The sequence below is a fragment of the Kitasatospora sp. NPDC088160 genome, assembly GCF_044741445.1.
Lineage (GTDB): Bacteria > Actinomycetota > Actinomycetes > Streptomycetales > Streptomycetaceae > Kitasatospora.
Genome location: NZ_JBIUSS010000028.1, coordinates 75,336 through 102,229, shown reverse-complemented (window position 1 = coordinate 102,229; position 26,894 = coordinate 75,336). Strand labels below are relative to the sequence as shown.

26 protein-coding genes and 1 pseudogene are annotated in these 26,894 nt (G+C 72.5%); 3 read left to right on the top strand and 24 right to left on the bottom strand.

The window, feature by feature from the left end; translation table 11 throughout:
• Positions 1-27 precede the first annotated feature (27 nt).
• Complete coding sequence (locus ACIOGZ_RS34900) at positions 28-1,179, top strand: hypothetical protein (RefSeq protein WP_400806185.1); 1,152 nt, start codon at positions 28-30, stop codon at positions 1,177-1,179.
• A gap of 58 nt (positions 1,180-1,237) precedes the next feature.
• On the opposite strand, the gene rlmN is transcribed toward ACIOGZ_RS34900, so the two are convergent.
• From rlmN to rpsB, 6 genes are all read right to left on the bottom strand, one after another.
• Entirely contained in the window at positions 1,238-2,338 is a 1,101-nt protein-coding gene (gene rlmN, locus ACIOGZ_RS34895; protein ID WP_363585749.1) for a 23S rRNA (adenine(2503)-C(2))-methyltransferase RlmN, read from the bottom strand.
• Positions 2,339-2,470: 132 nt separating this feature from the next.
• Positions 2,471-3,949 carry a phosphatidate cytidylyltransferase gene (locus ACIOGZ_RS34890; RefSeq protein WP_400806189.1) on the bottom strand — a complete coding sequence of 493 codons (1,479 nt, stop codon included), beginning with the start codon at positions 3,947-3,949 and terminating at the stop codon, positions 2,471-2,473.
• The gene (gene frr, locus ACIOGZ_RS34885; RefSeq protein ID WP_063347665.1) at positions 3,949-4,506 is read right to left on the bottom strand and encodes a ribosome recycling factor; all 558 of its coding nucleotides are present in this window, start codon (positions 4,504-4,506) and stop codon (positions 3,949-3,951) included. The genes ACIOGZ_RS34890 and frr overlap by 1 nt, the downstream gene beginning before the upstream one ends.
• A gap of 98 nt (positions 4,507-4,604) precedes the next feature.
• A complete protein-coding gene (gene pyrH, locus ACIOGZ_RS34880; protein WP_030056790.1) occupies positions 4,605-5,369 on the bottom strand; it encodes a UMP kinase in 765 nt (254 codons plus the stop codon).
• Positions 5,370-5,630: 261 nt separating this feature from the next.
• Positions 5,631-6,470 (bottom strand): translation elongation factor Ts, encoded by an 840-nt coding sequence (gene tsf, locus ACIOGZ_RS34875; protein ID WP_363585748.1) that lies wholly within the window; start codon positions 6,468-6,470, stop codon positions 5,631-5,633.
• A gap of 129 nt (positions 6,471-6,599) precedes the next feature.
• Positions 6,600-7,517, bottom strand: a complete 918-nt coding sequence (gene rpsB, locus ACIOGZ_RS34870) for a 30S ribosomal protein S2 (protein ID WP_363585747.1) — start codon at positions 7,515-7,517, stop codon at positions 6,600-6,602.
• 685 nt (positions 7,518-8,202) lie between these two features.
• On the opposite strand from rpsB, the gene ACIOGZ_RS34865 reads away from it, so the two are divergent.
• On the top strand, positions 8,203-8,778 hold the full coding sequence (locus ACIOGZ_RS34865) for a M23 family metallopeptidase (protein WP_363631470.1): 576 nt from the start codon (positions 8,203-8,205) through the stop codon (positions 8,776-8,778).
• A gap of 48 nt (positions 8,779-8,826) precedes the next feature.
• Here the strand turns inward: ACIOGZ_RS34865 and ACIOGZ_RS34860 are convergent, their stop codons facing one another.
• The 18 genes and pseudogenes from ACIOGZ_RS34860 to proS all read right to left on the bottom strand — a co-directional run bounded on the left by ACIOGZ_RS34860 (position 8,827) and on the right by proS (position 25,671).
• Positions 8,827-9,411, bottom strand: coding sequence for a helix-turn-helix domain-containing protein (locus ACIOGZ_RS34860; protein WP_363585763.1), 585 nt, complete (start codon positions 9,409-9,411; stop codon positions 8,827-8,829).
• A 272-nt stretch (positions 9,412-9,683) separates the two neighbouring features.
• Positions 9,684-10,634 (bottom strand): RNA polymerase sigma factor WhiG, encoded by a 951-nt coding sequence (gene whiG, locus ACIOGZ_RS34855; protein WP_400806477.1) that lies wholly within the window; start codon positions 10,632-10,634, stop codon positions 9,684-9,686.
• 338 nt (positions 10,635-10,972) lie between these two features.
• Complete coding sequence (dprA, locus tag ACIOGZ_RS34850; RefSeq protein WP_363585744.1) at positions 10,973-12,139, bottom strand: DNA-processing protein DprA; 1,167 nt, start codon at positions 12,137-12,139, stop codon at positions 10,973-10,975.
• Positions 12,140-12,420: 281 nt separating this feature from the next.
• Positions 12,421-14,016: pseudogene (locus ACIOGZ_RS34845) on the bottom strand (YifB family Mg chelatase-like AAA ATPase); the annotation flags it as partial.
• A gap of 1 nt (position 14,017) precedes the next feature.
• Positions 14,018-14,572, bottom strand: coding sequence for a YraN family protein (locus ACIOGZ_RS34840; protein WP_400844758.1), 555 nt, complete (start codon positions 14,570-14,572; stop codon positions 14,018-14,020).
• A 168-nt stretch (positions 14,573-14,740) separates the two neighbouring features.
• Positions 14,741-15,067, bottom strand: a complete 327-nt coding sequence (locus tag ACIOGZ_RS34835) for a DUF2469 domain-containing protein (protein ID WP_030056781.1) — start codon at positions 15,065-15,067, stop codon at positions 14,741-14,743.
• Between the two features lie 55 nt (positions 15,068-15,122).
• Positions 15,123-15,596: an NUDIX domain-containing protein gene (locus tag ACIOGZ_RS34830; RefSeq protein WP_363585743.1), complete on the bottom strand. Its 474-nt coding sequence runs from the start codon at positions 15,594-15,596 to the stop codon at positions 15,123-15,125.
• A 112-nt stretch (positions 15,597-15,708) separates the two neighbouring features.
• A complete protein-coding gene (gene lepB / locus ACIOGZ_RS34825; RefSeq protein WP_363585742.1) occupies positions 15,709-16,464 on the bottom strand; it encodes a signal peptidase I in 756 nt (251 codons plus the stop codon).
• 145 nt (positions 16,465-16,609) lie between these two features.
• Positions 16,610-17,626, bottom strand: coding sequence for a signal peptidase I (gene lepB, locus ACIOGZ_RS34820; RefSeq protein ID WP_363631478.1), 1,017 nt, complete (start codon positions 17,624-17,626; stop codon positions 16,610-16,612).
• A 240-nt stretch (positions 17,627-17,866) separates the two neighbouring features.
• On the bottom strand, positions 17,867-18,724 hold the full coding sequence (lepB, locus tag ACIOGZ_RS34815; protein WP_363585740.1) for a signal peptidase I: 858 nt from the start codon (positions 18,722-18,724) through the stop codon (positions 17,867-17,869).
• 211 nt (positions 18,725-18,935) lie between these two features.
• Positions 18,936-19,652, bottom strand: a complete 717-nt coding sequence (gene lepB, locus ACIOGZ_RS34810) for a signal peptidase I (protein ID WP_363585739.1) — start codon at positions 19,650-19,652, stop codon at positions 18,936-18,938.
• 359 nt (positions 19,653-20,011) lie between these two features.
• Positions 20,012-20,362, bottom strand: a complete 351-nt coding sequence (gene rplS / locus ACIOGZ_RS34805) for a 50S ribosomal protein L19 (RefSeq protein ID WP_063347674.1) — start codon at positions 20,360-20,362, stop codon at positions 20,012-20,014.
• A gap of 154 nt (positions 20,363-20,516) precedes the next feature.
• Positions 20,517-21,335 carry a tRNA (guanosine(37)-N1)-methyltransferase TrmD gene (trmD, locus tag ACIOGZ_RS34800; protein WP_063351119.1) on the bottom strand — a complete coding sequence of 273 codons (819 nt, stop codon included), beginning with the start codon at positions 21,333-21,335 and terminating at the stop codon, positions 20,517-20,519.
• 35 nt (positions 21,336-21,370) lie between these two features.
• Positions 21,371-22,012 carry a ribosome maturation factor RimM gene (gene rimM / locus ACIOGZ_RS34795; protein ID WP_363585738.1) on the bottom strand — a complete coding sequence of 214 codons (642 nt, stop codon included), beginning with the start codon at positions 22,010-22,012 and terminating at the stop codon, positions 21,371-21,373.
• 129 nt (positions 22,013-22,141) lie between these two features.
• Positions 22,142-22,381 carry an RNA-binding protein gene (locus tag ACIOGZ_RS34790; protein ID WP_030056773.1) on the bottom strand — a complete coding sequence of 80 codons (240 nt, stop codon included), beginning with the start codon at positions 22,379-22,381 and terminating at the stop codon, positions 22,142-22,144.
• A 2-nt stretch (positions 22,382-22,383) separates the two neighbouring features.
• Positions 22,384-22,812 carry a 30S ribosomal protein S16 gene (rpsP, locus tag ACIOGZ_RS34785; protein WP_063347676.1) on the bottom strand — a complete coding sequence of 143 codons (429 nt, stop codon included), beginning with the start codon at positions 22,810-22,812 and terminating at the stop codon, positions 22,384-22,386.
• A 469-nt stretch (positions 22,813-23,281) separates the two neighbouring features.
• Positions 23,282-23,860: a hypothetical protein gene (locus tag ACIOGZ_RS34780; protein ID WP_063347677.1), complete on the bottom strand. Its 579-nt coding sequence runs from the start codon at positions 23,858-23,860 to the stop codon at positions 23,282-23,284.
• A gap of 398 nt (positions 23,861-24,258) precedes the next feature.
• Complete coding sequence (gene proS, locus ACIOGZ_RS34775) at positions 24,259-25,671, bottom strand: proline--tRNA ligase (protein WP_363585737.1); 1,413 nt, start codon at positions 25,669-25,671, stop codon at positions 24,259-24,261.
• A 274-nt stretch (positions 25,672-25,945) separates the two neighbouring features.
• On the opposite strand from proS, the gene ACIOGZ_RS34770 reads away from it, so the two are divergent.
• Positions 25,946-26,770, top strand: coding sequence for a class I SAM-dependent methyltransferase (locus tag ACIOGZ_RS34770; RefSeq protein ID WP_400806205.1), 825 nt, complete (start codon positions 25,946-25,948; stop codon positions 26,768-26,770).
• The last annotated feature ends 124 nt before the right edge of the window (positions 26,771-26,894 follow it).

The window sequence follows — 26,894 nt, the reverse complement described above, 5'->3', positions numbered from 1 at the left end:
CGACGCCGAGCCGCTGAAAGAGTCGACGTGTTCTATCTCCGTCTGGCCCGGGGCTACCGGGTGCCCGACCTCAGCCGCTGGCTGCTCACCGTGCTGGCCGCCGCCGTGGTCTCCGCCTTCCTGCTGCGCTCCCTCGGCCGGGCGATGAGCGACCCGCTCGGCGGCGAGGACGCGCTGGTGCGACTGCTCTGGTGCCTGCCCCCGCTCGCCGCCGTCGCCTGGTTCGCGGCCGTCACCGCCCGCGCCGTACCCGCCCAGCGGCCCGAACGGATCACCGGCCTGCGCGCCGCCGGAGCCGGCTCCGGCCGGATCCGCACCCTGATCGCCGGTGAGGTCGTGCTCGCCTGCACCCTCGGCAGCGTGCTCACCCTGCTGGTCTTCCTGGTCCTGCGCAACGACATCGCCGGGCCCGCGCTCGCCCCCGACCTCGGCATGGGCGTACCGCTGCCGGCCGTCGCGCCGGTCGCCCTGCTCGCCCTGGTCCCGCTCACCGCCGGGATCGCCGCCGCCTGCGCCGTCCCGCCCACCGAGTACCTGCCCGGCAGCCGCACCCACCGCGGCACCGGCTTCGGCGCGCTGCGGGTCGCCCTGCCGGTCGGGCTCGCCGTGATCGGCCTCGCCCTCGAACTCATCGCCCTGCGGCCCGGCGCCGCCGCCGACGGCCGGCCGATCCACCTGCCCGCCGGGCTCGGCAGCACCAGCACCGCCGCACTCGGCGGCTGGGCCGCCAGCGCGGTCGGGCTCGCCCTGCTCACCGGCCCGTTGCTGTCCTGGACGGGACGGCTGCTCGCGCTCGGCCGGCCCACCCCGCTGCGGCTGCTGGCCGGCCGCGGACTGACCGCCCAGGCCCGCCGCCTCGGCCCTCCGCTGGCCGTGCTCACCCTCGCCCTCGCGCTGGTGCTCACCACCATCCGCTACTGGATCGGCACGCCCGACAGCGCCGACGTGCTGCCCGCCGTCGAGGCCTGCCTGGTGCTCGGCTGCGCGGCCGCCGCCGTGGCCGCCCGGCTGGCCGAGGTCCGCACCGACCGCCGGGACGTCACCGACGTGCTGCTGCGCCTCGGCACCTCGCCCCGGCTGCTGTTCGGCGCGGTCGCGCTGCGCACCCTGGCGGTGGGCACCACGCTGCTGGTGACCGGCGGGGCGACCGCCGCACTGGCGGCCGCCGGCCTGCGCTGACTTCCCAGCCTGCGGTGATTGCCCGGCCTGCGGTGACCCGCCGGCTCAGCCCGCCGGCTCAGCCCGCCGCGGCGAGCTGGCCGCAGGCGCCGTCGATCTCCTGGCCACGGGTGTCGCGGACGGTCGTCGGCACCCCGTGCGACTGGAGCCGGCGGACGAACTCGCGCTCGTCCTCGGGCCGGGAGGCGGTCCACTTGGAGCCCGGCGTCGGGTTCAGCGGGATCAGGTTGACGTGCACCCGGTGGTTCTTGATCAGCCGGCCGAGCAGGTCCGCCCGCCACGCCTGGTCGTTGATGTCCTTGATCAGCGCGTACTCGATGGAGATCCGCCGGCCGGACTTCTCCGCGTAGTTCCACGCGGCGTCCAGCACCTCGGCAACCTTCCAGCGGGTGTTCACCGGCACCAGCTCGTCGCGCAGCTCGTCGTCCGGGGCGTGCAGCGACAGCGCCAGGCGGCAGCTGAGGCCCTCGTCGGCCAGCCGGTTCATCGCCGGGACCAGGCCGACGGTGGAGACCGTGACACCACGCTGGGACAGGCCGAAACCGTCCGGCGCCGGGTCGGTCAGCCGGCGGATCGCGGCCAGCACCCGGTTGTAGTTGGCCAGCGGCTCGCCCATGCCCATGAAGACCACGTTCGACAGCCGCGCCTCGCCGCCGGGGATCTCGCCGGCCTTGAGCGCGCGCATCCCGGCGGCGATCTGCTCGACGATCTCGGCGGTGGACAGGTTGCGGGTCAGCCCGGCCTGGCCGGTCGCGCAGAAGGGGCAGTTCATGCCGCAGCCCGCCTGCGAGCTGATGCACATGGTGACCCGGTCCGGGTAGCGCATCAGCACCGACTCGACGAGCGTACCGTCGAAGAGCTTCCAGAGCGTCTTGCGGGTGCTGTCGTCGTCGCAGGACACGTGCCGCACGACCGACATCAGCTCCGGCAGCAGGCTCCCGGTGAGCTTCTCCCGGCTGGCGGCGGGGATGTCCGTCCAGCCCGCCGGGTCGTTCGACATCCGGCCGAAGTAGTGGTTGGAGAGCTGCTTGGCGCGGAACGGCTGCTCGCCCAGCTCGGCGACGGCCTCCTTGCGCTCGGCGGGGCTCAGGTCGGCGAGGTGTCGCGGGGGCTTGGCGCCGCGCGGCGCGACAAAGGTGAGTTCTCCGGGCTTAGGCATGGTTCATCCAGTGTCGCAGACGCCGGGAGCGGGCCGGGACGTGCGAGGGCCCCGGACGCGCAGACGTCCGGGGCCCTTCCGCCGCTCGGGCCGGAGGCCGGGTCGAGGACCTGTCCGAGGGCCGGACAGGCCCTAACTGCCGACGAAGGCCGCCAGCAGCAGCCAGACCACCGGGGCGGTCGGCAGGAGCGAGTCCAGCCGGTCCATGATGCCGCCGTGGCCGGGCAGCAGCGTGCCCATGTCCTTGATGCCGAGGTCGCGCTTGATCATCGACTCGCCCAGGTCGCCCAGGGTCGCGGTGACCGCCGCGCAGCCGCCCAGGATCAGGCCCTGCCACCAGCTGCCGCCGTCGATGATCAGCTCCATCAGCACGGCGCCCGCCAGCATCGACAGGCCGATGCCGCCGGCCAGGCCCTCACGGGTCTTGCCGGGGCTGATCGTCGGGGCGAGCTTGGTCTTGCCGAACTTGTAGCCCACGGCGTAGGCGCCCGTGTCGCTGCAGATCGTGACGATCAGGAACAGCACGATCCGCTGGGGGCCGTCGTCGGCCGCCAGCATCAACGCCACGAAGGTGGCCAGGAACGGCACGTAGAAGGCGGTGAACACCCCGGCCGTTATGTCCCGCAGGTAGTCCTCCGGCGGCTCGGCCATCCGCCAGACCATCACCGCCAGCCCGGTCAGCGCGAGCGAGGCCGCGGCCCACTGCACCCCGGCCCAGTAGCCGGTGGCGATCATGGCGATGCCGCCCGCGACCAGCGGCACCAGCGGCGCCTTGATCTGCTTGCGCTCGGCGAGCCGACTGGTCAGCTCCCAGACGCCGACCGACACCGCGGCCATCACGACGAACAGGAACAGCGCCTTCACCACGAACAGCGAGGCGATGATCACCGCACCGAGACCGACCCCCACGCCTATCGCGGCCTGGAGGTTACGGCCACCGCGCTGCTTGCGCGGCTGCGGCTGCGGGGCGGACTGGGCGGCCACGGGTGTCTCCTGCCCTGGATGGGACGACGGCACGAAGTGGGGCTGCCCGGCCGCCGGGTAACTCGACGGCGGCGCGGGAGGCACCGAGGCCCCGGGGCGCGGCGGGGCGCCGCGGCCGGGGGTGGCGTCATCGGTTATCGCGCGCAGCACGACCGTCTCCGTCACGCCCGGCGCCGCCGCCTCGGACCGGTCGTCCCGGAACAGTGGGCCGCTCAGCCGACCGGCCTCCCGGGACTGACCGGCGGCGGGGTCACCCGGCCGGCCGGAGCCCGCCGACGGGCCCTGGTCCGGCACGCCGGGGAACGGGCCGGGGCCCGCCGGTACGGGAGGCATGACCTGAGTCTCCTCCGCGTCGCCGCCCCAGTACACCGGAGGCTGCTGCGAGTGATCCGAACGGTGGCCGGGGTCACCCGGCGCGCCGCCCGGCGCACCCGGGTGGGCGGCCCCGCCGCCCGGGTGACCGGGGTAGCCCTGGGCCTGCGGCGGCGCCGGGTACTCGCCGTACCCCGGCGCCGGGTGCGCCTGCTGCAGAGGAGCCTGCGGCCGGGGCTGCGGCGCCGGGCGGTAGGGCTGGAACTGCTGGTCGGACGGGCCCCAGTAGCCAGGGGCGTCAGGGGCGTCGTTCATCAGACTTCGAGCAGCTCGGCTTCCTTGTGCTTCAGCAGCTCGTCGACGGCGGCCACGTACTTGGCCGTGGTGTCGTCGAGCTCCTTCTCGGCGCGGCGGCCGTCGTCCTCGCCGACCTCGCCGTCCTTGACCAGCTTGTCGATGGCGTCCTTGGCCTTGCGGCGCACCGCGCGGATCGAGACCTTCGCGTCCTCGCCCTTGCCCCGGGCCACCTTGATGAACTCCCGGCGGCGCTCCTCGGTCAGCTCGGGCAGCACCACCCGGATGAGGGAACCGTCGTTGGACGGGTTGACGCCCAGGTCGGAGTCGCGGATCGCCTGCTCGATCGCCTTCAGCGCGGTCTTGTCGAACGGCGAGACGACCGCCATCCGGGGCTCCGGCACCGAGAACGAGGCCAGCTGGTTGATCGGCGTCACGGTGCCGTAGTACTCGGCGACGATCTTGGCGAACATCGCCGGGTGGGCACGGCCGGTGCGGATGGCGGCGAAGTCGTCCTTGGCGACGGCGACGGCCTTCTCCATCTTCTCCTCGGCTTCGAGGAGGGTCTCTTCGATCACTGTGATCTCCCTGTCCGGTTCATCTGCGATTGTCCCGACCGGTGTCGGCGTCGAGGCCGGTCACGGCGACGGCGCCGTCCCGTACGGCTGATTGCTGCTCAGGCCCGGACAGAATCCTGGCTGATGAGTGTGCCGATCTTCTCACTCTTCACCGCGCGCGCGATATTGCCCTCCGCCAGCAGCTCGAAGACCAGCATCGGGAGGTTGTTGTCCTTGCACAGCGTGATCGCGGTGAGGTCGGCGACCTTGAGGTCGCGCGCGATGACCTCGGAGTACTCCAGCGCGTCGAACTTCACCGCGTCCGGGTTGGTCCGGGGGTCCGAGTCGTAGACGCCGTCCACGCCGTTCTTGCCCATCAGCAGGACGTCGGCGTGGATCTCCAGGGCCCGCTGGACGGCGGTGGTGTCGGTCGAGAAGTACGGCATGCCCATACCGGCGCCGAAGATCACCACACGGCCCTTCTCCAGGTGCCGGACGGCCCGCAGCGGCAGGTACGGCTCGGCTACCTGGCCCATGGTGATCGCGGTCTGGACCCGGGTCTCGATGCCTTCCTTGACCAGGAAGTCCTGCAGCGCCAGGCAGTTCATCACGGTGCCGAGCATGCCCATGTAGTCGGAGCGCGCCCGGTCCATGCCGCGGACCTGCAGCTCGGCGCCCCGGAAGAAGTTGCCGCCGCCGATGACCACCGCGACCTCGGTACCGGCACGGACGACGGTGGCGATCTCCCGGGCGATCGCGTGCACGACGTCCGGGTCGACGCCGAGTCCGCCACCACCGGCAAAGGCTTCACCGGACAGCTTGAGCAGCACCCGGCGGCGCGAGCCGGCCTTGGGGTCCTGCGCGGTCTCCTGCGTCTCCTGCATGGACTTCTCCTTTTTGCACCTACTGGCTCACAGGCGCGGGTGTGCGGATGCCCGGCCTGCGCGTACGCGAGAGGAGGCCACTGCCGCGGGAACCGGTTCGGTGTCCTGCACGGCAATGGCCTCCTCGTCGTTCATGGTGCCGACGCGGCCCGCCCGTGGACGGTTGGCACTGGGTGAGCCCGTTCGGCGTTCCGCCCGCCCCGGTCAACGGGCGGGGGCGGTTCCCAGCGTAAGGGCGCCGGGGACCAGGTGGAACGTGGCTCAGGCGCCGACGCGGAAGCGGGCGAAGCGCTTGAGGGCGACGCCGTTCTCCTCGAGGACCTTGGCGACGGTCTTCTTGTTGTCCTTCGCGAAGGCCTGCTCCAGGACGGAGTTCTCCTTGACGAAGCCGGTGACGCGACCCTCGACGATCTTCGGCAGGGCGGCCTCGGGCTTGCCCTCCTCGCGCGCGGTGGCCTCGGCGACGCGACGCTCGTTCTCGAGGTCCTCGGCCGGGATCTCCGCGCGGGACAGGAACTTCGGCGCGAACGCGGCGATGTGCTGCGCGACGTCCTTCGCGACCTCGGCGTTCTCCTTGTCCAGCTCGACCAGGACGCCGACGGCCGGCGGCAGGTCGGGGCTGGTCTTGTGCAGGTAGACCGCGACGAAGCCGTCACCGTCGAACTGGGCGAAGCGACGGAAGACGATCTTCTCGCCCAGGGTCGCGTTGGCCTCGTCGACGAACTGCTGGACGGTCTTGCCGGCCTCGATCTCGGACGCCAGGGCGGCGTCCAGGTCGGCCGGGGCGGTCTTGGCCACGTGAGCGGCGATCGCGTCGGCGACCTTGACGAAGTTGTCACCCTTGGCGACGAAGTCGGTCTCGCAGTTCAGCTCGACCAGAACGCCGGACTTCTTGTCCTCGGCGATCAGCGCGGCGACGGCGCCGTTGGAGGCGTCACGGCCCTCGCGCTTGGCAACGCCCTTCTGGCCCTTGATGCGCAGGAACTCGACGGCCTTCTCGACGTTGCCCTCGGCCTCGTCCAGGGCCTTCTTGCAGTCCATCATGCCGGCGCCGGTGAGCTCACGGAGCTTCTTGACGTCCGCGGCGGTGAAGTTCGCCATGGTGTGAATCTCTTCTCGCGTCTCGCGTGTCTGCGTGGGGAGACGCCGGGACCGATGGTTCGGTCCCGGCGCGGGAGAGAGGGGCACCTACCGGTGTCGTACCGGCGGGTGCCCCTCACCCTTGGTACGTCAGGCCTGCTCGGCCGGCGCCTCGGTGGCCGCAGCCTCGGTGGCCGCTGCCTCGGTGGCGGGGGCCTCGACGGCCGAAGCCTCGGCGGCGGGGGCCTCAGCGGCCGGAGCCTCGGCGGCGGCGGGGGCCTCCTCGGCCTTCTTCTCGCCCTCGATGAGGTCCTTCTCCCAGTCGGCCAGCGGCTGGTCGGCGCCCGGCTCGGCCTTGACGTCGCCCTTGGCGACACCGGCGCGGGCCTTCAGACCCTCGGCCACGGCGTCGGCGATCACGCGGGTCAGCAGGGTGACGGAGCGGATCGCGTCGTCGTTGCCCGGGATCTTGTAGTCGACCTCGTCGGGGTCACAGTTGGTGTCGAGGATGGCGACGACCGGGATGTTGAGCTTCCGGGCCTCGCCGACCGCGATGTGCTCCTTCTTGGTGTCCACGATCCACACGGCGCTGGGAACGCGCTGCATGTCACGGATACCACCGAGGGTCTTCTCCAGCTTGTCGTGCTCGCGCTGGAGGACCAGGAGCTCCTTCTTGGTGAGGCCGGAACCGGCCACGTCCGAGAAGTCCAGCTCGCCGAGCTCCTTCAGGCGCTGCAGGCGCTTGTAGACGGTCGAGAAGTTGGTCAGCATGCCGCCGAGCCAGCGCTGGTTCACGTAGGGCATGCCCACGCGGGTGGCCTGCTCGGCGATGGCCTCCTGGGCCTGCTTCTTCGTGCCGACGAAGAGGACGCTGCCGCCGTGGGCAACGGTCTCCTTGATGAACTCGAAGGCGCGGTCGATGTAGTTCAGCGACTGCAGGAGGTCGATGATGTAGATGCCGTTGCGCTCCGTGATGATGAAGCGCTTCATCTTCGGGTTCCAACGGCGGGTCTGGTGACCGAAGTGGACGCCGCTCTCCAGCAGCTCCCGCATCGTGACGACGGCCATAGCCGTGCTCCTCAGGTGTTACGGCCCGGCGGTCGCGCAACGGACGGCGGGTTCGCGCGGTGGCGCTCCCCGCTCGCGCGGTGCGTCCGGCCGGGTCAGGCTCGGTTTGTCCGTGGCAGCCAGGTGACAGCCACGCCTGACGCCCCGAACGTGCCGAGCCGCTTGAACCCACACGGTCCGGGGACCAGGCGGGCTCGGCGGACCGAGCGGCACTCGCACCTGGCGGGGGCAGCGGCCGGGCCGCGTCCGTCCACCGGTGGCGGGGCGTGCGAAGTCGACCCGGCGGACCGGGTCGCGTGTGAAGTGTACGGGAAGCGCTGCGGGGCGGGCGACTCCGCGACCGGCGGGGGCCCTGGGCGGGCGGATCAGCGCTGGCGGGAGCTGGGCGGAGGCGGGCCGGAGACGGACCGGAGGCGGGCCGGCCGGGCCCTGGGAGCGCCGCTGCTGCGGTGCTTGTACACCGGATGGCGGCATCCGTACACCCGCTAGAGGGACGGGATCCGGCCACGAGGGCGGTTTGTCCACAGGAGTCCGGAAGTGGGTGGCACCGGGGCGGCGGCGCAGCAAGCCTCGGGGCATGACTGCTCGCGCTGGGTACCCGGTTCTGTCCGCCGTCGGTCCGGCCCGCTTGGGGCCGGACCGGTTGGGGCCGCGCTCGTTTGGTGTGCTGCGGGGGGTGGTCGCCGTGCTGGTGACACTGGTGCTGCTGGTCTCGGGCGGCGCGGCGCGGGGCGCCGCTCTCAGTGGGGGTGTCGGCCCAGGTCCGGGCGGGGGTGCCGGAGGTGCTGGCGGGGGCGGCGAGACCGGCCGGACCGGTTCGGGCGGTGCGCGGGCCTGGCCGGTGGGCGGGCCCGGCGGGGTGCTCGGGCGATTCGAACCACCGGCCGCGCCGTGGGCCGCCGGACACCGGGGAGTGGACCTCGCCGCCGCACCCGGGGCGGAGGTACGGGCGGCTGCCGCCGGGGTGGTCACCTTCTCCGGGCTGGTGGCGGGGCGCCCGGTGGTGACCGTCACCCACCCCGGCTCGGGGTCACCCCCCTTGCGGACCACCTACCTGCCCGTCGCCGGCACCGCCCCGGTCGGCACCGAGGTACCCGCCGGACAGGTGATCGGGCGGCTCGCCCCCGACGGGCGGCACTGCCCAGCGCGGCACTGCCTGCACTGGGGGCTGCTGCGCGGCGGACGCTACCTCGACCCGCTGGCCCTGTTCGGCGCGGGAGCGGCGCGGCTGCTGCCGCTGGGCGGCGCTGGGCGCACCTGATGAATCAGCTGAACCGGATGAACCAGACGAACCGGGCCGAATGGCGGTTCAGGCCCGGTCGAGGCCGTGCAGGGCCATGGCCACCGCGGCGTCCGCGATCAGCTCGGGGCGCTCGGCCGCACACCCGGCGCGGCCCCCCGCCGACACTTGCTCGGCCCGGCGCACGGCCGCCTCCACGACCCCTTGGAGCAGCGCCGCAGCGAGCCGGGGCTGCGCGTGACCGAGATCCTCCAGGGCCCGGACGACCAGGCCGACCAGCTTGCCGTGCGCCGCCCGGATGCGCTCGCGCGCGGCCTCGTCGAGTTCGAGCGCGGAGATCGCCACCACCGCCCGGTGGCGCGGGTCCGCGGCCAACGCCAGCTGGCCGCGGACATACGCCTCGATCCGGTCGGCCGCGCTGTCACAGCTCTCCATCCCGGCCTCGATCTCGGCCGCCCAGAGCGGGAAGTCCACCTCGCAGAGCGCCTCGACCACGGCGGCCCGGGAGCGGAAGTACTCGTAGACCGAGGAGCGCGCCAGGGAGGTGCGCGCAGCGAGCGCGGGGAAGGTCAGCGCCTCCATGCCGCCCTCCGTGAGCAGGGTGCGGGCAGCGTCAAGGAGGGCTGCGCGCTGCAGCTGGCGATGCTCGGCCACCGTGGCCGCTCGGATCTTCGGCACGCTCCCACTGTACGGAGCCCTACCTTCGGCCGGTACGGCGCCGCGCATCTGGCCGGGGAGCGAGGGCGCGCAGGCGCGCGGCGAGGCGTGCGAGTGGGCGCGCAACCCGGGGTCCGGCCCGGAGTAACGGCCCAGGGTTCCGGCCAGGCAGGTGCGGACCGGGCACGCGGCCGGGCGGGTGCGGACCGGCGGCGTGGTCGGGGTCGCGACCCGGAGGTCGGCCGGGCCGGGACGGGCCCCGGCCCTCGCTACCGGATGTCCGACAGCTTGGCGCGCAGTTGGAGGACGGACTTGGTGTGGATCTGGCTCACCCTGCTCTCCGTCACCCCCAGCACCTGGCCGATCTCGGCGAGGGTGAGGCCCTCGTAGTAGTAGAGCGTCACCACGGTCTTCTCCCGCTCGGGGAGGGTGTTGACCGCATGGGCCAGCAGCCTGCGCAGCTCGCGGTCCTCGGCCACCTCGACCGGGTTGTCGGCACCGTGGTCCACCAGGGTGTCCATCAGGCTCAGCCGGTCGCCGCCCTCCCCCACCGGGTGCAGCAGTTCGTCCAAGGCCACCACGTTGGCCAGGGACAGCTGGCTGAAGATCGCGTGCAGATCCTCGATCGCGATGCCCATCTCGGCCGCGACCTCGGGCTCGTGCGGCGTACGGCGCAGCCGGGCCTCCAGCGTCGCGTACGTCCGCTCGACGGCCTTCGCCTTCTGCCGCACCGAGCGCGGGATCCAGTCCAGGGCACGCAGTTCGTCGATGATCGCGCCGCGGATCCGGCTGATCGCGTAGGTCTCGAACTTGATCGCGCGGTCGACGTCGAACTTCTCGATCGCGTCGATCAGCCCGAAGACCCCCGAGGAGACGAAGTCGGCCTGCTCGACGTTGGAGGGCAGGCCGACCCCGACCCGCCCCGCCACGTACTTGACGAGCGGTGAGTAGTGCAGGATCAGCTGCTCGCGCAGCCGCTGGTCGCCGGTCTCCTTGTAGGAGCGCCAGAGCTCTTCGAGCGCGGTGCGCCCCTGGGCTCCGGGGCCCTGACCGCTCGGCCCCTGCTCCGGGCCTGGCGGGGGGGTGCCGTCCGGTGGCAGGGCACCGGCAGCGATCGGGCGGGCTGCGCCGTCGCCGGTGGCGGCGGCGGCGGCGACCGCGTCGGTGGGCTGGCCCGGCACCGCCGTCGGCCGGCCGCCCTGGCGCGACAGGCCCCCCATCGTCCCCGTCGCCTTGGGCGGGAACTCAGTCACGGGGCGCCGCTCGGTCCGCGGCCCTCCCGAGGACCGGGCGCCACCGGTCACTCTGTGTCCGGGAATGTGTGTGGGCATGCGTTGGTCTGCGCCGTTCTGCCGAGTCATGTGCTGATAGGGAAGGCATGTGGAGCGTAGCGTGACCGACTCGCTGCAATGCGCTACCGCCACTCGGTCGTCCCCCGATCCGGTGGCGTTCGCGCCACCGGATCCGGGCACGCGAACGGACGAACCGGAGCAGCAGGTCAGCCAGGCGATTCCGACACTCCCTCTCCACGGCACGGATGTGCGCTTCGTTCCGACCGTCACCTCCTCCGCACCAGGCGCCAGTGCGCGCCGTGCCGCTCGACGTAACCGAGCGAGCCCAACTCGTAGAGCCGCTGCAGTACTTCGTCCGGAGGGAGTCCGGACTGTCGGGCCAACCGCTCGATCGGCGCGCCCTCCGCCGTCGCCGGGACGGCCTCCAGCACCCGGGCCACCGCCGGCTCCAGCAGATCCCTGGGCAGGACCGGGCCGCTGCGCTGCGGCGCCAGGTCGTCCCCGATCGCCCCGATCAATTCGGCGATCTCGGCGGAGTCGGTGACCAGCGTGGCGCCGCCGCTGCGGATCAGGGCGTGCACCCCGGCCGAGAGTTCCGAGGTCACCGGGCCGGCGACGCCCATGGTGTGGCGGTTGAGGTCCCGCGCCCGTCTGGCCGTGCTCAGCGCGCCGCTGCGCATCGCCGCCTCGACCACCACCGTGCCCCGGGTGAGCGCCGCGATGACCCGGTTGCGGAGCACGAAGCGGAAGCGGTTCGGGTGCTCCCCGGGCGGGAGTTCGCTGACCAGCAGCCCCTGGGCGCCGATCCGCCGGATCAGTTCGGCGTTCCCCTTCGGGTAGGCCACGTCGACCCCGCAGGCGAGCACCGCGATGGTCATCCCGCCGACGGAGAGCGCCCCTCGGTGGGCGGCCGCGTCGATCCCGTAGGCGGCTCCGGACACCACGACCCAACCTCGCTCGGCCAGTTGGGCCGACAGTTCCCCAGCGACGTGGGCGCCGTAGGCCGTGCAGGCCCGGGAGCCGACCATCGCCACCGAGCGGAGCGCGAGCAGCCGCAGCGAACCCGTGCCGGTCGTCCAGAGCCCGATCGGGCGCCCGTCGCCCAGATCGTCCAGTTGGCTGGGCCATTCCGTGTCCCCCGGAATGATGAAGCGTCCACCGACGGCTCGTACCCGTTCCAGGTCCTCGGCCGGGTCCAGACCGGGGAGTCTCGCCTGGTAGCCGGCCAGCCGGGGGCCGTCCAGTCCGGGGTGCGCGGGCACCGTCCCGTCGCGGATCGCCCGGACGACGTCGGCTGCGGAGAGCTGACCGAGCCACCGGCCGACCACCGCGTCCCCGGGCTCGCTCAGCCGGCTGAGTACGGCGCGGGCGAGGCGCTCCGGTTCGGGACCGGACTCGGGCTCTGCCCGACCGGGAGGCTGAAGGTGCGTCATCATCGGGTTCATGCCTCACCGCCCTCGTTCGCCGGATGCTGGTCGCGTTTCCCGGACCGCTTGGCGGAGCCGGACCGGATGGATCGGCCAGGGGCATCGGGGCGGTCCGACGGACCAGGACTCTCCGGGCCAGGACTCTCCGGGCCAGGACTCTCCGGGCCAGGGCAGTCGGGACGATCGGGCTTCTCGAACCGGCCCGACCGGCTCTGCCCTTCGGGCGGCTCGTCGACCGGCCCGCTGCGCTGGGCCGGGATGCCACCGAGTCGGCCGTAGACCCGCTCGCCCAGCGGCAGCCCCTGCTCGACGCCGGTACGCAGGACCAGTGCGGTGCGGACGTCCCGCTGGTCCGGCCGATCGCGACCGGCGAGGTCGGCGACCGTCCAGGCGACCCGGAGCACCCGGTCCAGGCCGCGGGCGGTCAGCACCCCTCGCTCCAACTGGCGGGCGACATCGTTCAGTGCGCCGGGGGCGAGCTGCCAGCGGGTCCGCAGTTCGTGGCCCGGGACTTCCGCGTTGGTCCGCCACGGGGTGGCCGCCAGCCGGGCCGCCGCCCGTTCCCGCGCGGCCAGCACCCGGGCCGCGACGGTCTCGGTGTTCTCCGCCGTGGCGTCCCGTTCCATGAGTTCGATCCTCGTCACCGGGGCGACCTGGACCTGGAGGTCGACCCGGTCCAGCAGCGGCCCTGAGAGCCGCCCCTGGTAGCGGCTGACCATCGTAGGAGTGCACTCGCAGCCCTCACCCCGCCGTGAATGCCGACCGCACGGGCAGGGGTTGGCGGCCAGACAGAGGAGGAACCTGGCCGGGAGCCGGAGTGAGCCGGCCGAGCGGGCGATCACCACCTCGCCCGACTCCAGCGGCTGGCGCAGTGAGTCGAGCACCCGGACCGGAAACTCCGGCGCCTCGTCCAGGAACAGCACGCCCCGGTGGGCCAGCGAGACCGCCCCCGGTCTCGGCAGGCCGCTGCCGCCGCCGACGATCGCCGGCATCGTCGTGGAGTGGTGCGGGGCGCAGTACGGCGCCGTGTCGATGAGCGGGCGCCCTGCCGGGAGCAGCCCGGCCACCGAGTGCACGGCGGTGACCTCCAGAGCCTCCTTCTGGGTCAGTGGCGGGAGCAGCGAGGGCAGCCGCTCCGCCAGCATCGTCTTGCCCGCGCCCGGTGGGCCCTTGAGGTACAGGTGGTGACCTCCGGCGGCGGCGATCTCCAGGGCGCGCCGGGCCTCGTACTGTCCGGCCACGTCGGCCAGGTCGAGGCGCGCCGACTTGTCGTCGGACAGTCCCCGGACGCCGGCGCTGGGCAGCATCAGGCCGGCCATCAGCGGATCCGGCCGGCCGCCGATCGGGTCGGGCGGCTCCTCCGGCGCGGGCGCGCCGGTCAGGACGGCGATCAGCTGCCGCAGGCTGCGGACGCCGATCACGGTCACGCCCGGGACGAGCGAGGCCTCGGGCGCGGTCTGCTCCGCGACCACGACCCGCTGGTATCCCGCGTCGGCTGCGGCCAGCACAGACGGCAGCACCCCGCGGACCGGCCGCACCCGGCCGTCCAGCCCCAGTTCGCCGATGATCAGCAGCTCGGCGATGGAGGAAGGGTCGAGCCGCTCGGCCGCGGCCAGGACGGCACAGGCCACCGCGAGGTCGAAGCCACTGCCGCTCTTGGGCACCGAGGCCGGACTGAGCCCGACGGTCAGTTTGCGCTGCGGCCAGGCCTCACCGCTGTTGACCACGGCCGCGCGCACCCGGTCACGGGCCTCGGACAGCGCCTTGTCGGGCAGGCCGACCAGGGTGAACGCGGCCACCCCGGGCTCCAGGTCGGCCTGGACCTCGACGATCACTCCGTCGACGCCGACCAGCGCGACGGAACAGGTACGGGCGAAGGCCATCTCAGACCACCCCCCGCAGGTGGTCGACCAGGGCCGCACCCCGGGCCCGGTTGACCACGGCCACCAGGTCGATCCGCACGCCCCCGGGCGGAGCGGGCGGCCAGTGCGGGTCCGTGGGCCCGGGGTCGTACCCGGGACCGGCCAACCGCGCGAAGTGGCCCGGCCAGCGTTCGGCCATCCAGCGCTCCGCCAGGCGTTGCAACCGGGCGGCCTTGGCCTGGCCGATGGCCTCGCTGGGTTGTTGGAAGCCCCGCTCGGAGCGGGTCTTCACCTCGCAGACCGCCACGGTGTCGCCGTCGAGGGCGACGATGTCCAACTCACCCTCGACACAGCGCCAGTTGCGGTCCAGGATGCGGAGCCCGGCCTCCGTGAGACGGCGGGCGGCGACCCGCTCGCCGTAGCGGCCGAGCCCGTTGTTGGTACTGCGGCCCGGGCCCGGTCCGGTTCCGTCCCTCGTGTCGTCTTTCGTGCCGTCCCGCACGGCTGCGGCCGCTGCGGCCTGGTCCAGTACGGCCGCACCCGGTACGGCCTGGTCCTGCGTGATCGTGTTCTGCACGGTGACCACCTCCGCCGTGGAGGTTGCACCGTCGCGCACGGCGGGGCCGGGGATTTCCGGTTCCCTGTGGATAACTCGAGCCTGTGGATAACTTTTGTCACCCGCAGGAGTGAGACGCCCCGATCGCGCGAAATTCCGCTGGACAACGCCGGTCCGAGCAGTCCAACGTCAGTTCCCGAAGCCGGACTCGTCCGAGGGCAGCTCCAGATCGCTCTTCGCGAGTTCCTCGATGTTCACGTCCTTGAAGGTCAGCACCCGGACCTTACGGACGAACCGGGCCGGCCGGTACATGTCCCAGACCCACGCATCCGCCATCGACACCTCGAAGAAGACCTCGCCCTGCACCGAGTGCACCTGCAGCTCGTAGTCATTGGTGAGGTAGAACCGTCGCTCGGTCTCGATCACGTACTTGAACAGGCCGACGACGTCCCGGTACTCCCGGTAGAGCTTGAGCTCCATCTCGGTCTCGTACTTCTCGAGATCTTCGGCACTCATCCAGGCGTCCCCTCAACTTGTCACGTCCACCCATTGTGGACCACCGCACCCACGCTCAGAGCCGTACCGGGGCGACCGGCGGGCCCTCGGCCAGCAGTCGCTCCAGGAAGTCCGCCAATCCGGCCGGGTAGACCGTCTCGGCGGTCCCCCTCAGCTCCTCGACCGTCCACCAGCGCGCCGCGAGCAGTTGGGCGTGTTCCTCCTCGCCCATCCCCGAGTGGTCGAGCCCCGTCTCCGTGGTCCGGGCCAGATGGAACCACTGATCCTGCTCGTAACGCCGTCCCTGAAAGGAGAACGACACCGTGCCGTACGCCACCAAGGGCCCCAGGTCCACACCCCGCAGGCCGGTCTCCTCCGCGAGTTCCCGCGCGGCGGCCTCCCGCACGTCCTCCCCGGGCTCCAAGCCGCCGCCGGGCGTGAACCACCACGCCTCCCCCGGCGTCGCCGGGTCGGAGCCCAGGAAGAGAAGGATGCGGTCCTGCCCGTCCAGCAGCAGGATCCGCGCCGCCCTGCGCCGTTGTGCCGTCATGGCAGCGCTCCACGCTCCTTCCGTTCGCATCGGTGGCGCTACCGATCCTGCCACCCGGCGCCGCCGTCCGGGGCGATGTTCGGCAGAGCGGCCCGGGCCGCGACGACCGCGATCAGGAGCTGCGCCCCCGGCTGAGCCGGCGGGCCAGGCCCGCCACCCCGCCCACCGCCGAAGTCACGAGGATCAGCGCCGCGCCCGCAACGGTCGCGAAGGCGGCCGGTTGCAGCGGCCCGGGCGCACCGGCCTTCGGTCCGGGAAGCCCGTCGAAGGCCGCGGTCCGGCCGAGGTCGCCCACCCGGCCGAACGGCATCATGGTGGCCTCGACCCTGGCCTCCACCGCGCCGGCCGGGACGGTCCCGCCGTCGACCTCCAGGTGGGTGCGGGAGTCGAGCGAGCCCAACCGGTTGTCGCCGAGCAGGAACAGCCGCCCCGGCGGCACCGTGACGCTGAACGAGGAGCCCTGCGGGCCCTGCGCCGCGAGGTACGGCTCCTCCACCGTCTGTCCGTCGACCGTCAGCCGGTGGTCGTTGCCGGTGGCCGCGACGGTGTCCCCGCCGACCGCGACCACGCGCTTGACCATGAGCTCGCCACCCCAGTCCTGGTCCCGGAAGACCACGACGTCCCCCCGGCCGACGGCCCCGCCGTCGATCTTCCGGGCGAGCACGGTGTCCCCGATCCGAAGCGTGGGGGACATCGAGGCGGTCGGGATGCTGTACGGCCGGTAGTCGATCGCGATCAAGGCGAAGCCGCCGATCATCAGCACCAGCCCGAGCGCGATCGCGACGCCCTGCAGCACCGCCGCGGGCCGGCGGCCCGGACGGGCGGGCGAAGCCGGGTGGTCGGCCGTCTGATCAACGACACCGCTCATCGAATCCGTCCACCTCTGGCCGACCGGAGAACACCACTGGCACGCCGGGGGCACCGGCGGAAAAGCCGACGGGCCGTGGCACGTCCGAGCAGATTACTCGTCGGTACCACGGCCCGCGCAAGGGCTGGGGAGAACCCGGTGGAGCTCAGGAGTCCTTCCGGCCGTCCCTCCGCTCCCGCACCCGACGCACCAGCGGAAGCAGCGCGACCGCGCCCACCGCGCCGGCCACGGGAGGCGCCAGAGGCGCGGCCACCGCCAGACCCTTCTGGTCAAAGGTGTTCGGCACCGAGAGCGTCGACCAGTGGCCGACCGGCCAGGCCACGACGAAGGCCCGCCCGATCACGTTGCCCACCGGAACGGTGCCGCCACCCGGCTGGTCCATGTGGAAGCGGGAGTCCAGCGAGTCGGCGCGGTGGTCGCCCATCACCCAGATCCGGCCGTTGGGCACCTTCACCGGGTCGAACGGGTGGTCACCGCAGGGGGTGTTGCCCTGGTAGACGTACGGCTCGTTGAGCGCGACACCGTTGACCTTCACCGGCCCGGTGCCCTGGCACTCGACGGTGTCCCCGCCGACCGCGATGACCCGCTTGATCAGGTCCTTCTCGTTGGCCGACGGCATCAGACCGACGAAGCTGAGCACGTCCTGGACGCCCCGGACGAAGGAGTTGCTGCTCTGCGGGGTCGGCTCGTCGTTCAGCCAGCCGCCCGGGTCGTGGAACACCACGACCTCACCGCGCTCGGGCTCCGCTCCGAACCAGGGGGTCAGCTTGTCCACCAGGACACGGTCACCGACCTGCAACGTGTTCTGCATCGACTCCGACGGAATGGAGAAGGCCTGGACGAAGAAGGTCTTGATCACCAGCGCCAGGACCAGCGCGATGCCGACCAGGATCGGCAGTTCCTTCCAGAAGGAACGCTGCTTGCGCTGCTTGCCGGGGGCCTGCGACTCCGACTGGTCCGCCGACTCGGCGTCGGGCCGGTGGGACTCCGAAGAGCCCCCGGTGGGGCCCTCCGTCCCGTCGCCATGCTCGTCGGCGGTCTGGGCCGCCGCGTCCTCGACCGAGGCCGAGGACGCACCGGACTCGGCGGACCGGGCCGCTCGACCGCCAGAGCCCTCGGGCTCGCCGGCACCTGAGCGGGCGCCGATCACCACATCCCCCACAACGTCTCCTCCCTGCTGTGCGGACGCCCGCGCGCCCGCGCTCACAGTGCCGCACAGCGGGCACCACGCTCACCACGACCATGGACGCTTCGGGACTGCCCATCGCGGGCTCCCCTGACACCAGCACAGCCTCGACGCACGACCGGGACCTCCCGGCCGCACCTGCACTTCTCTATCACTCCAAGGCATCCGGCTCGCGGTCCCACGCGCGCGGCCCGGCCGCGAGACGCCCGGCCCGGCTCACTCGGGCGGCCGCCCTGGCCGGCGAACGACGGCCGGAAGGATGCCCAACACACCCATAACGAGCGGAGGTTCCATCGGAACCGGCCCAACGCCCACGGATTCCGGCGCAGTTCCGCGCGCCTGCGGAGCCCGGGCCAACGAGGAGAGTGAACTCGGCACGCCAAGTTGATGGAGGCGGTCCAGCGGCCAGGCGTTCATGAAGGCCCGGCCGACCACACCGCTCAGCGGGATGGTCCCCTGCCCCGGGTTCCCCATGTGGAAGCGGGAGTCGGCGGACACGTCCCGGTGGTCGCCCATGACCCAGAGCCGGCCCTGCGGCACCCGCACCTTGAAGGGCTGCCGGGACGGCGGGTTGGCGGGCGCGAGGTACGGCTCGTCCACCGGCGTGCCGTTGACGCTCAACCGGCCCTGCGTATCGCAGCACTCCACGGTGTCCCCGCCGACGCCGATGACCCGTTTGATCAAGTCCTGCTCGCTGTCCGACGGCAGCAGCCCGACGTAGGTGAGGACCTGCTTGGCCGCCCCCAGCACCGGACCGTCGCCGGACGGTTTGTGGTCGCCCTCCAACCAACCGCCCGGATCCTTGAACACCACCACGTCGCCGCGCTGCGGCTCGCTGCCGAACCAGGGGGTCAGCTTGTCCACCAGCACCCGGTCCCCGACCTGGATGGTCTGCTCCATCGAGCCGGAGGGAATCACGAACACCTGGAGCAGGAAGGTCTTCATCACCAGCGCGACCAGCAACGCCACCACGATGATCAGCGGGAACTCCCTCAGCAGCGACCGCTTGCGCCGCCGGGCCGCGCGTCGGGCGCTGCGGCGGCGATCGGCCCGGCCCCGGACCGGCAACACCACGGCTGGGCCCGCACCCCCGGGGGAGGCGTCTCCTGGTCCGGCACCGTCAGATCCGCCACTCGCGGGGTCGGCCTCCACACGCCCGGCCTCCACACGCCCGGTATCCACACGTCCGGCCTCCGCAGGTCCGGCACCTGCGGATCCGGCGCCGACCGGTCCGCCGGCGCCAGGCTCCGGGGCCGGGCGGTCCGCCACCCGGCCCCTGCCCCTGCTACCTCTGCTCCCCATGACCGCCCGTCCCCGCAGTCGCGGCGAAGGCTGCGGGCCGGTCCAGGCCGGTCAAGCGCGAGAACGGGTAGACCACCCAGTCCGCCCGGCCGATCACCCTGCTCTCGGGCACGAAGCCGCCGCCGGGCTCGCCGAGGTGGTCGCGGGAGTCACGGGAGGCGCTGCGGTGGTCCCCCATCACCCAGAGCTTGCCGGTCGGCACCACCACGTCGAAGGCCACGCTCGACGGCTGGTCCCCCGGGGCCAGGTAGGAGGACTCGTCGATCGGCACCCCGTTGACGGTGATCGGCCCGCCCGGGCCGGTGCTGGTCACCCGGTCCCCGCCGACGCCGATCACCCGTTTGACGTAGACCGTGTTCCCGGCCGGGGCCAGCCCGAGGTCCCGGCCGAGCGAGCTGAGCCCGTCCCAGAAGCCGGTCGGCCCGCCCGACCCCGGCAGGAAGGAGCCCGTCCCGTCGAAGACCACGACGTCGCCCCGCTGGGGGTGGCCGCCGAAGGCATAAGCGAGCTGGTTCGCGATCAACCGGTCGCCCGGTCGCAGGGTCTCCTCCATCGAACCGGACGGCACCGAGAACGGGCGCGCGACGAAGGCGTTCACCAGCAGCAGGGCCAGCAGGCAGATCCCCACGAGCAGCAACAGGTCCCGCGAGCGCGAGTGGCCCGGCTCCTCATCCCCCGGCGCGCGCTCACCTTCCGGCACGCCCCCACCTTCCGGCGCGCGCTCACCTTCCGGCACGCCCCCACCTTCCGGTGCACGCTCACCTTCCGGCGCGTTCTCACCCTCTGGTGCGTCCTCGTCCTCGGAAGCGGCCTCGCCCTCCGGCGCACCCCCGGCGTCCGCCCGCGGGTCCCCACCGGGGCCGGATCCCTCCCCACCGGGCCCCGGGACGGCCCCCGAAACGACCGCGGACCGCGACAGCGAGTCCGCACCGGTGGGTGCGGGACTGCCGTCGCGGTCCGCGGGTGGTTCGTGCGTGCTCATCGGGGGCTGAGCTTACCGTGCGGCGGCCCGGCCCCTCAGAGCGATCCGATCCCCCGGCGAGGCCGGGGGACGGTGGATCAGCGGTCGCGCTTCTCCTTGATCTTCGCGGCCTTGCCGCGGAGGTCACGCAGGTAGTACAGCTTGGCGCGGCGAACCGCACCGCGGGTCACGACCTCGATCTTCTCGACGACCGGGGTGTGCACCGGGAAGGTGCGCTCCACGCCGACGTTGAAGCTGACCTTGCGAACGGTGAAGGTCTCACCGACGCCGGCGCCGTGGCGGCGGATGACGACGCCCTGGAAGACCTGGACGCGGGAGCGGTTGCCCTCGATGACCCGGACGTGGACCTTCAGGGTGTCACCGGCGCGGAAGGCCGGAATGTCGCTACGCAGCGAGGCCGCGTCGACAGCAGCGAGCTTGTTGCTCATGTTGCTCTCCATCGCAGGCGCCACGGGCCGCCCACGGAAGTTCGTCACAATGGGGTTTGCTGCGGGCCGCATCGGCTGACGACGATCCCCCCGTGGCGAGGGCGCCGGTCCACGTGGCCCCTACGAAGGGGGCCCAGCAACAGACAGCAGCGGCCTATTCTTCCACACCGACGGCCACGGACCGAAATCGGCCGAGCTCCTCGTCCCAGGCCAGGCCGAGGATGCTGAGCGCCTCCCGGTCCTTCTTGTCGAAGGCTCCGTAGCGCCAGCGCTCGACCAGGTCGGTGCGGTTCGCCAGGGTCCGGGCGAAGGCCTGTTCCCGCCGCCAGCGGGCGATCCGGCCGTGGTTTCCGCTGAGCAGCACGTCCGGCACGGTCCGGCCGCGCCATTCGGCGGGCTTGGTGTAGACCGGGCCCTCCAGCAGGTCGGCCATCGCACCGGGCGCGAAGGAGTCGTCCCGGTGGGACTCGGCGTTGCCGAGCACCCCGGGCAGCAGCCGGGCGATCGCCTCGACCATCACCAGCACGGCGACCTCGCCGCCGGCCAGCACGTAGTCGCCGATCGAGGCCTCGACCACCGGCATCCGGGTGGCCGCCTCCTCGATGACCCGCCGGTCGATGCCCTCGTACCGGGCGGGGGTGAACGCCAGCCACGGGCGGCTCGCCAGTTCCTGGGCGAGTTCCTGCGTGAACGGCCGCCCGCTGGGGGTGGGCACGACGAGCGTCGGCAGCTGGCCCTCGGGCCCGCCGGCGACCACCGCGTCCAGCGCCTCGCCCCACGGCTCGGGCTTCATCACCATGCCGGGGCCGCCGCCGTACGGGCTGTCGTCCACGGTCCGGTGCACGTCGTGGGTCCACTCGCGCAGGTCGTGGACGTGCACGTCCAGCTGGCCGCGGGAGCGGGCCTTGCCGACCAGCGAGATGTTCAGCGGTTCCAGGTACTCGGGGAAGATCGAGACGACGTCGATCCGCATCCCGTCCTGGACCTGCGCGACGCCCTCCTCCACCGTCACTCCGACCCCTCCGCGCCCTTGGCGCCGGCCGCACCCTCAGTGTCCTCGACACCCTCAGCATCCTCGACACCCTCAGCGTCCTCGGCGTCCTCGCCCTCGGCGGAGGCACCACGGGCGACCTCGGCCTGCTCGGGTTCGATCAGGCCGACCGGCGGGGTGATCACGGCACGCTGGTTCTCCAGGTCGATGGTCGGCACGATCTGGCGGACGAAGGGCACCAGCACCTCCGTCCCGTCGGCCTTCTCCACCGTGAGCAGGTCCTGGTACGGCAGGTGGACGACCTCGGTCAGCTCGCCGACGAGGGTGCCGTCGAGCAGCACCACGTCCAGGCCGATCAGCTGGTGGTCGTAGTACTCCTCCGGGTCCTCGGGGCTCTCCTCCGGGTCGACCTCGGAGATGAGCAGCGTGCCCCGCAGCGCCTCCGCCGCGTTGCGGTCCTTGACGCCGGCGAAGCGCAGCAGCAGCCGGCCGCTGTGCACCTTGCCGGACTCGATGGTCAGCGGGCCCACCGACGCGGGGTCGGTGAACAGGACGGCACCGGGGCCGAGCCGGAGCTCCGGCTCGTCGGTGCGGACCTCGACGCTGACGTCCCCCCTGATGCCGTGGGCGCGGCCGATCTTGCCGACGACGAGCTGCACGGTGATCGTTCTCCTGGAGTTCCTGAAGCGGGACGGAATGCGGGAAGCGCGAGAAACGCGAAAGGCCGACCGGGACGACATGCGTCCCGGCCGGCCTCACAAGCCCTGACGGCTGAACGAGCAGCTGCGTCAGCGAATGTTGTCCACGTCGACCAGGTCGACCCGGACGTTGCGACCGCCGAGGGCGCCGACCACGGTGCGCAGTGCGCGCGCCGTGCGGCCACCCCGGCCGATCACCTTGCCGAGGTCATCGGGGTGCACTCGCACCTCGATGGTGTTGCCCCGACGCAGGTTGCGCGAGCGCACCTGCACCTCGTCGGGGTGCTCGACGATGCCCTTCACCAAGTGGTCGAGGGCGTCCTCGATCACGCTCAGGCCTCGGCGGCGGCGTCGGCCTCAGCCTCGACCTTGTCCGACTTCTTGGCCTTCGGGGTGATGGCAACACCGGTGGTGGCGTCCTCGAAGCCGGCGACGGCCTTCGCGAACAGGTGCGAGAAGTCCTCGACCTTGGGCTCGGCGACCAGCAGCGGCGCCGGGGCCGGGAGGCCCTTGAACTTCTGCCAGTCGCCGGTCAGCTTGAGGATGGCGAGCACCGGCTCGGTCGGCTGGGCGCCGACGGACAGCCAGTACTGGGCCCGGTCGGTGTCGACCTCGATCTTCGAGGGGTTGTAGGTCGGCTGGTAGATGCCGATCTCCTCGATCGCGCGGCCGTCACGCTTGGTGCGCGAGTCGGCGACGACGATGCGGTAGTGCGGGGAGCGAATCTTGCCGAGACGCTTGAGCTTGATCTTGACTGCCACGGGAGTGGATTCTCCTGGTGTTGACGTGGGTGAGCGGCCGCGCCGTCGCGTGGGGTTGCGCCGTGGGCCGTTCAAGGGACACGCCAGCCGTAGGAGAGAGGGGTCCTGCTCGGCTGCCGAGTACTCAGCTGTCCATTCTGCCATACCGGCGCGAACCGCCTTCGCTCGGCCATCCGCAGGAGGCATCCCGGCTGCATCCCAGCCGTACCCCGGCCGCGCACCCAGCCGTGCCCCAGCGGCGCGCCCGGCCGTCCGCGGGCCGCGCACGACCCTCCGGAGGCCGCCCCCCGACCGCCTCCGCAGGCCCGTCCACAAGGCGCGACCGGGAGCCCTCGCTCCCGGTCCGCCCACGAACTCACCGATGTACCGCTCGCTCCGGCCGGATCCGCTGCCCGCACAGCCGTCCGCCGGCCTTCCCCGTCTTCTGGTGTTCCGGTCTAACGATCTCCCGGTCCGGTGGACCGATCGGTCACGAGATCTTGAACGGCTGCTGGCACGCGCCGCAGACGATGGACGCCTGGGCGAGCACCGACGGCACGACCCGGACGTTCCGTCCGCAGCCGCACACCGCCTTGACCCGGACGCCGCCCCCGGAGGAGCCGTGCCGGGCGGCCGGGCCGCGGAAGGCCCGCGTCGTACCGTCGCCGGCCACCGCCTCCTGGTGCGCGCCGAGGGCGCGGTCCAGTCGCTCGATGGTCTCCGCGTAGCGCTCCTGGGTCTCCTTGAGCATGGTCACCTGGGAGAAGCCGCTGCTCGCGTGCGGTTCGACCGGGTGCGCCAGTCCGAGCTCGGAGGCGAGCAGCAGGAAGCGCCGGTTGTGGTAGCGGCCGGCTCGCGAGGTGTCCCGGATGTCCCGGGCCGCGGCCAGACCGTGGGCAGCCTCGTGGAGGAGCCGCTCGAAACCGAGCCGGGTGCCACAGGCCGAGGAGGATTCGCCGATCAGGGCCTCGGGCGAGGCCAGGTCGGGGAGGTCCTGGTGGTGGGCCTGGATGTCACTCCAGGCGGCGGCCAGTTCGGCCGCGAGGACGAGGGGCTGTGTCGTGCTCACGCTAGACCAACGATGGAGTGCGAGCCGATGTTCCGCATGTTCTCGTTCTTCGGGAATTCCCAGGAAACTCCCAGGAATGCATGGTCGCGCGCGAATTGCGCGTTCCGGATCTGACGCAAGACCAACCCCCTGCCGGTTTCGGCTCGCCGCAGCTCGGCGGGCCTCGTGAATTCCGTCCGGGGGCGGGCTGTCGCCCCCTGGACGTACGGCCCGTGGACCCGTCGAGTTGACAGGGCCACGGGCCGTACACCGTACCGCTATTGCGTTAATACCGGCAGTTGACCGGCCAGTAGGGATGTCCGCGGTCGGGGCGCCCCTCGGACAGTTACCGGATTCTTACTCATCCGCATTCCGGGCAAATGTCGCCGGCAACGGTCATTACCTGCTGGTAACAGGCATCAGTACGCGCGGGCCACGATCGCGATATTGCCGTCCTGGTCGTCCGCCAGCGGCACCGAGCCGTCGGCCGCGACAATGCAGCGCACCGAAACGCCCTGCTCGGCCAGCTTGGCCTCGCCCTCCGGGCCGAGGTCGGCCCAGGAGATCCGGCCCCAACCGGTCGCGGCGGCCTCGGCGGCCTCCTCGATGGTCTTGACGTCGACGGTACGGGCCTCGCGGCGCTCGCGGGACTGGCGCAGCAGCAGCGCCTGGTCCTCCTCCAGGATGCCCGGGACCAGCGCGGCCAGGGAGTCGATGGAGACGGGCTCCTTGCCGCCGGGGATCCGGCGGGCCAGCATCGCGGTGCCGTTCTCGAGGTCGCGCGGGCCGACCTCGATGCGCAGCGGCACGCCCTTGAGCTCCCAGTCCACCGCGCGGCGGCCGAACGGGGTGTCGGTGCGGTCGTCGACGACCACCCGGACACCGGCGGCCTCCAGCGTGGCGCCGATCTCGCGCACCTTGGCGATGACCGCGTCGTCGCCCTTGATGGCGAGCACGACGGCCTGGACGGCGGCCAGTCGCGGGGGCACCCGCAGGCCGTTGTCGTCGCCGTGGGACATGATCAGGCCGCCGACCATGCGGGTCGAGACGCCCCACGAGGTCTGCCAGACGTGCTCGCGCTCGCCGCCCTGGAGCTGGTAGGTCGTGTTGAACGCCTTGGCGAAGTTCTGGCCCAGCTCGTGGCTGGTGCCCATCTGCAGCGCCTTGCCGTCGCCCATCATGCCCTCCAGGGTGAGGGTGTTGATGGCGCCGGCGAACCGCTCCTTGGCCGTCTTGCGACCGAGCACGACGTCGATGCCGAGCACGTTCGTCATGAAGTCGCCGTAGACCTGGGTGTGGATCATCGACGCGTACGCGCGGGCGTCCTCGTAGGTGGCGTGGGCGGTGTGGCCCTCCTGCCAGAGGAACTCGGTGGTGCGCAGGAAGACGCGCGGGCGCAGCTCCCAACGGACCACGTTGGCCCACTGGTTGATCAGCAGGGGCAGGTCGCGGTGGCTCTGCACCCACTTCGAGAAGTACTCGTTGATGATCGTCTCGGAGGTGGGCCGGACGACGACCGGCTCGTCGAGCTGCTTGCCGCCGCCGTGGGTGACCACCGCGAGCTCGGGGGCGAAGCCCTCGACGTGCTCGGCCTCCCTGGTCAGGTAGGACTGCGGGATGAACATCGGGAAGTAGGCGTTCTGCGCGCCGGCCTTCTTGATCCGCGCGTCCATCTCCTGCTGCATCCGCTCCCACAGGCCGTAGCCGTACGGTCGGATGACCATGGTGCCGCGCACCGGACCGTTGTCGGCCAGCTCGGCCTTGTTGATGAGGTCCTGGTACCAGCGCGGGAAGTCTTCCGCCTGAGGGGTGAGAACGGGTGCCTTAGCCATGGCCCGAATGGTACGGGGCGCGGCCCCCTGACTTCGAATCGATAACACGCCCGCGGCCGCCGGACGGACGACCGCCGCACCCGCCGGACGGGCGACCGCGCACCCGCCGGCGGCAGGAGGCGGCACCCGCCGACCGCAGGGGGCGCACGACCGCGACACGCGCGCACCACCCTGCACCCCTCTGGACGCCGGGCCCGACCCGCTGTTCGCTGGAGTGGGGCGGGACTTTGGGGGAGCCGTAGCAGCACACCGAAGGACCGGATGGGAGGCCGCGATGGCTTCAGCTCGGACGACCGGCACGACCGTACGACCGACAGGCGCACGACCGCACCACCCGCAGCCCGGGGCGGCGCGGCCCGCGCGGGCGCGCGACTGGGCGGAGATCCAGGAGCGCATGCTCGTGCCGCTCTACGAGGCGGTCCACGACCGGCTGGAGGTCGGCCCGGCGACCAGCGTGCTGGGCCTGGGCTGCCGGTCCGGACTGGCGCTGCTGCTCGCCGCCGGGCGCGGTGCCCAGGTCACCGGCCAGGAGCCGCGGGACGAGCTGCGCGAGCTGGCCCATGACCGTCGGCTGCGGGTGTGCGCGGGGGCCCGGCCGACCGCTGCCGTCCCCCGCTCGGCCCATTCGCTGGTGACGGTGTTCGAGCAGTTGCCCGGTTGCGCCGAGCCGGGTGCGGTGGTCGTCGAGGCCGCCCGGCTGACCCTCCCGGGCGGGCACGTGGTGCTGGCCGCCTGGGGCCCTCCGGAGCGCTGCCAGAGCGCCCCGGTGCTGGACGTGGCGCGTCGGCGGGCGGGCCGGACCACCGCGCGCGACCCGTTCGAGCTGAGCACGCCCGGCACGCTGGAGGACCTGCTCGCCCCGGCCGGCCTGCGCCCGGCCGGCAGCGGGCGGGTGAGCTGCCCGTTCGCCTACGCGGACCTGGACAGCGCGGTGCGCGGCCTGCTCTCCACCGGTCTGTTCGAGGCGGCCGAGGAGTTCTCCGGCGCGTCGCTGGTCGCCAAGGAGCTGGAGGAGGCGCTGCAGCCGTACCTGCGCGCGGACGGCTCGGTCCGGATGGAGAACGTCTTCCGCTACCTGATCGCCGAACGGCCCCGGTAGCGGCTGGCGGCGGCCGACCCCGACGGCGTTGGGAACGGGGCCCACGGCGACGCCCGGAACGAGACCCCGACGGCACTGGGAACGAGACCCCCGGCGGCGATCGGAACGGCCCCGGGCGACAACA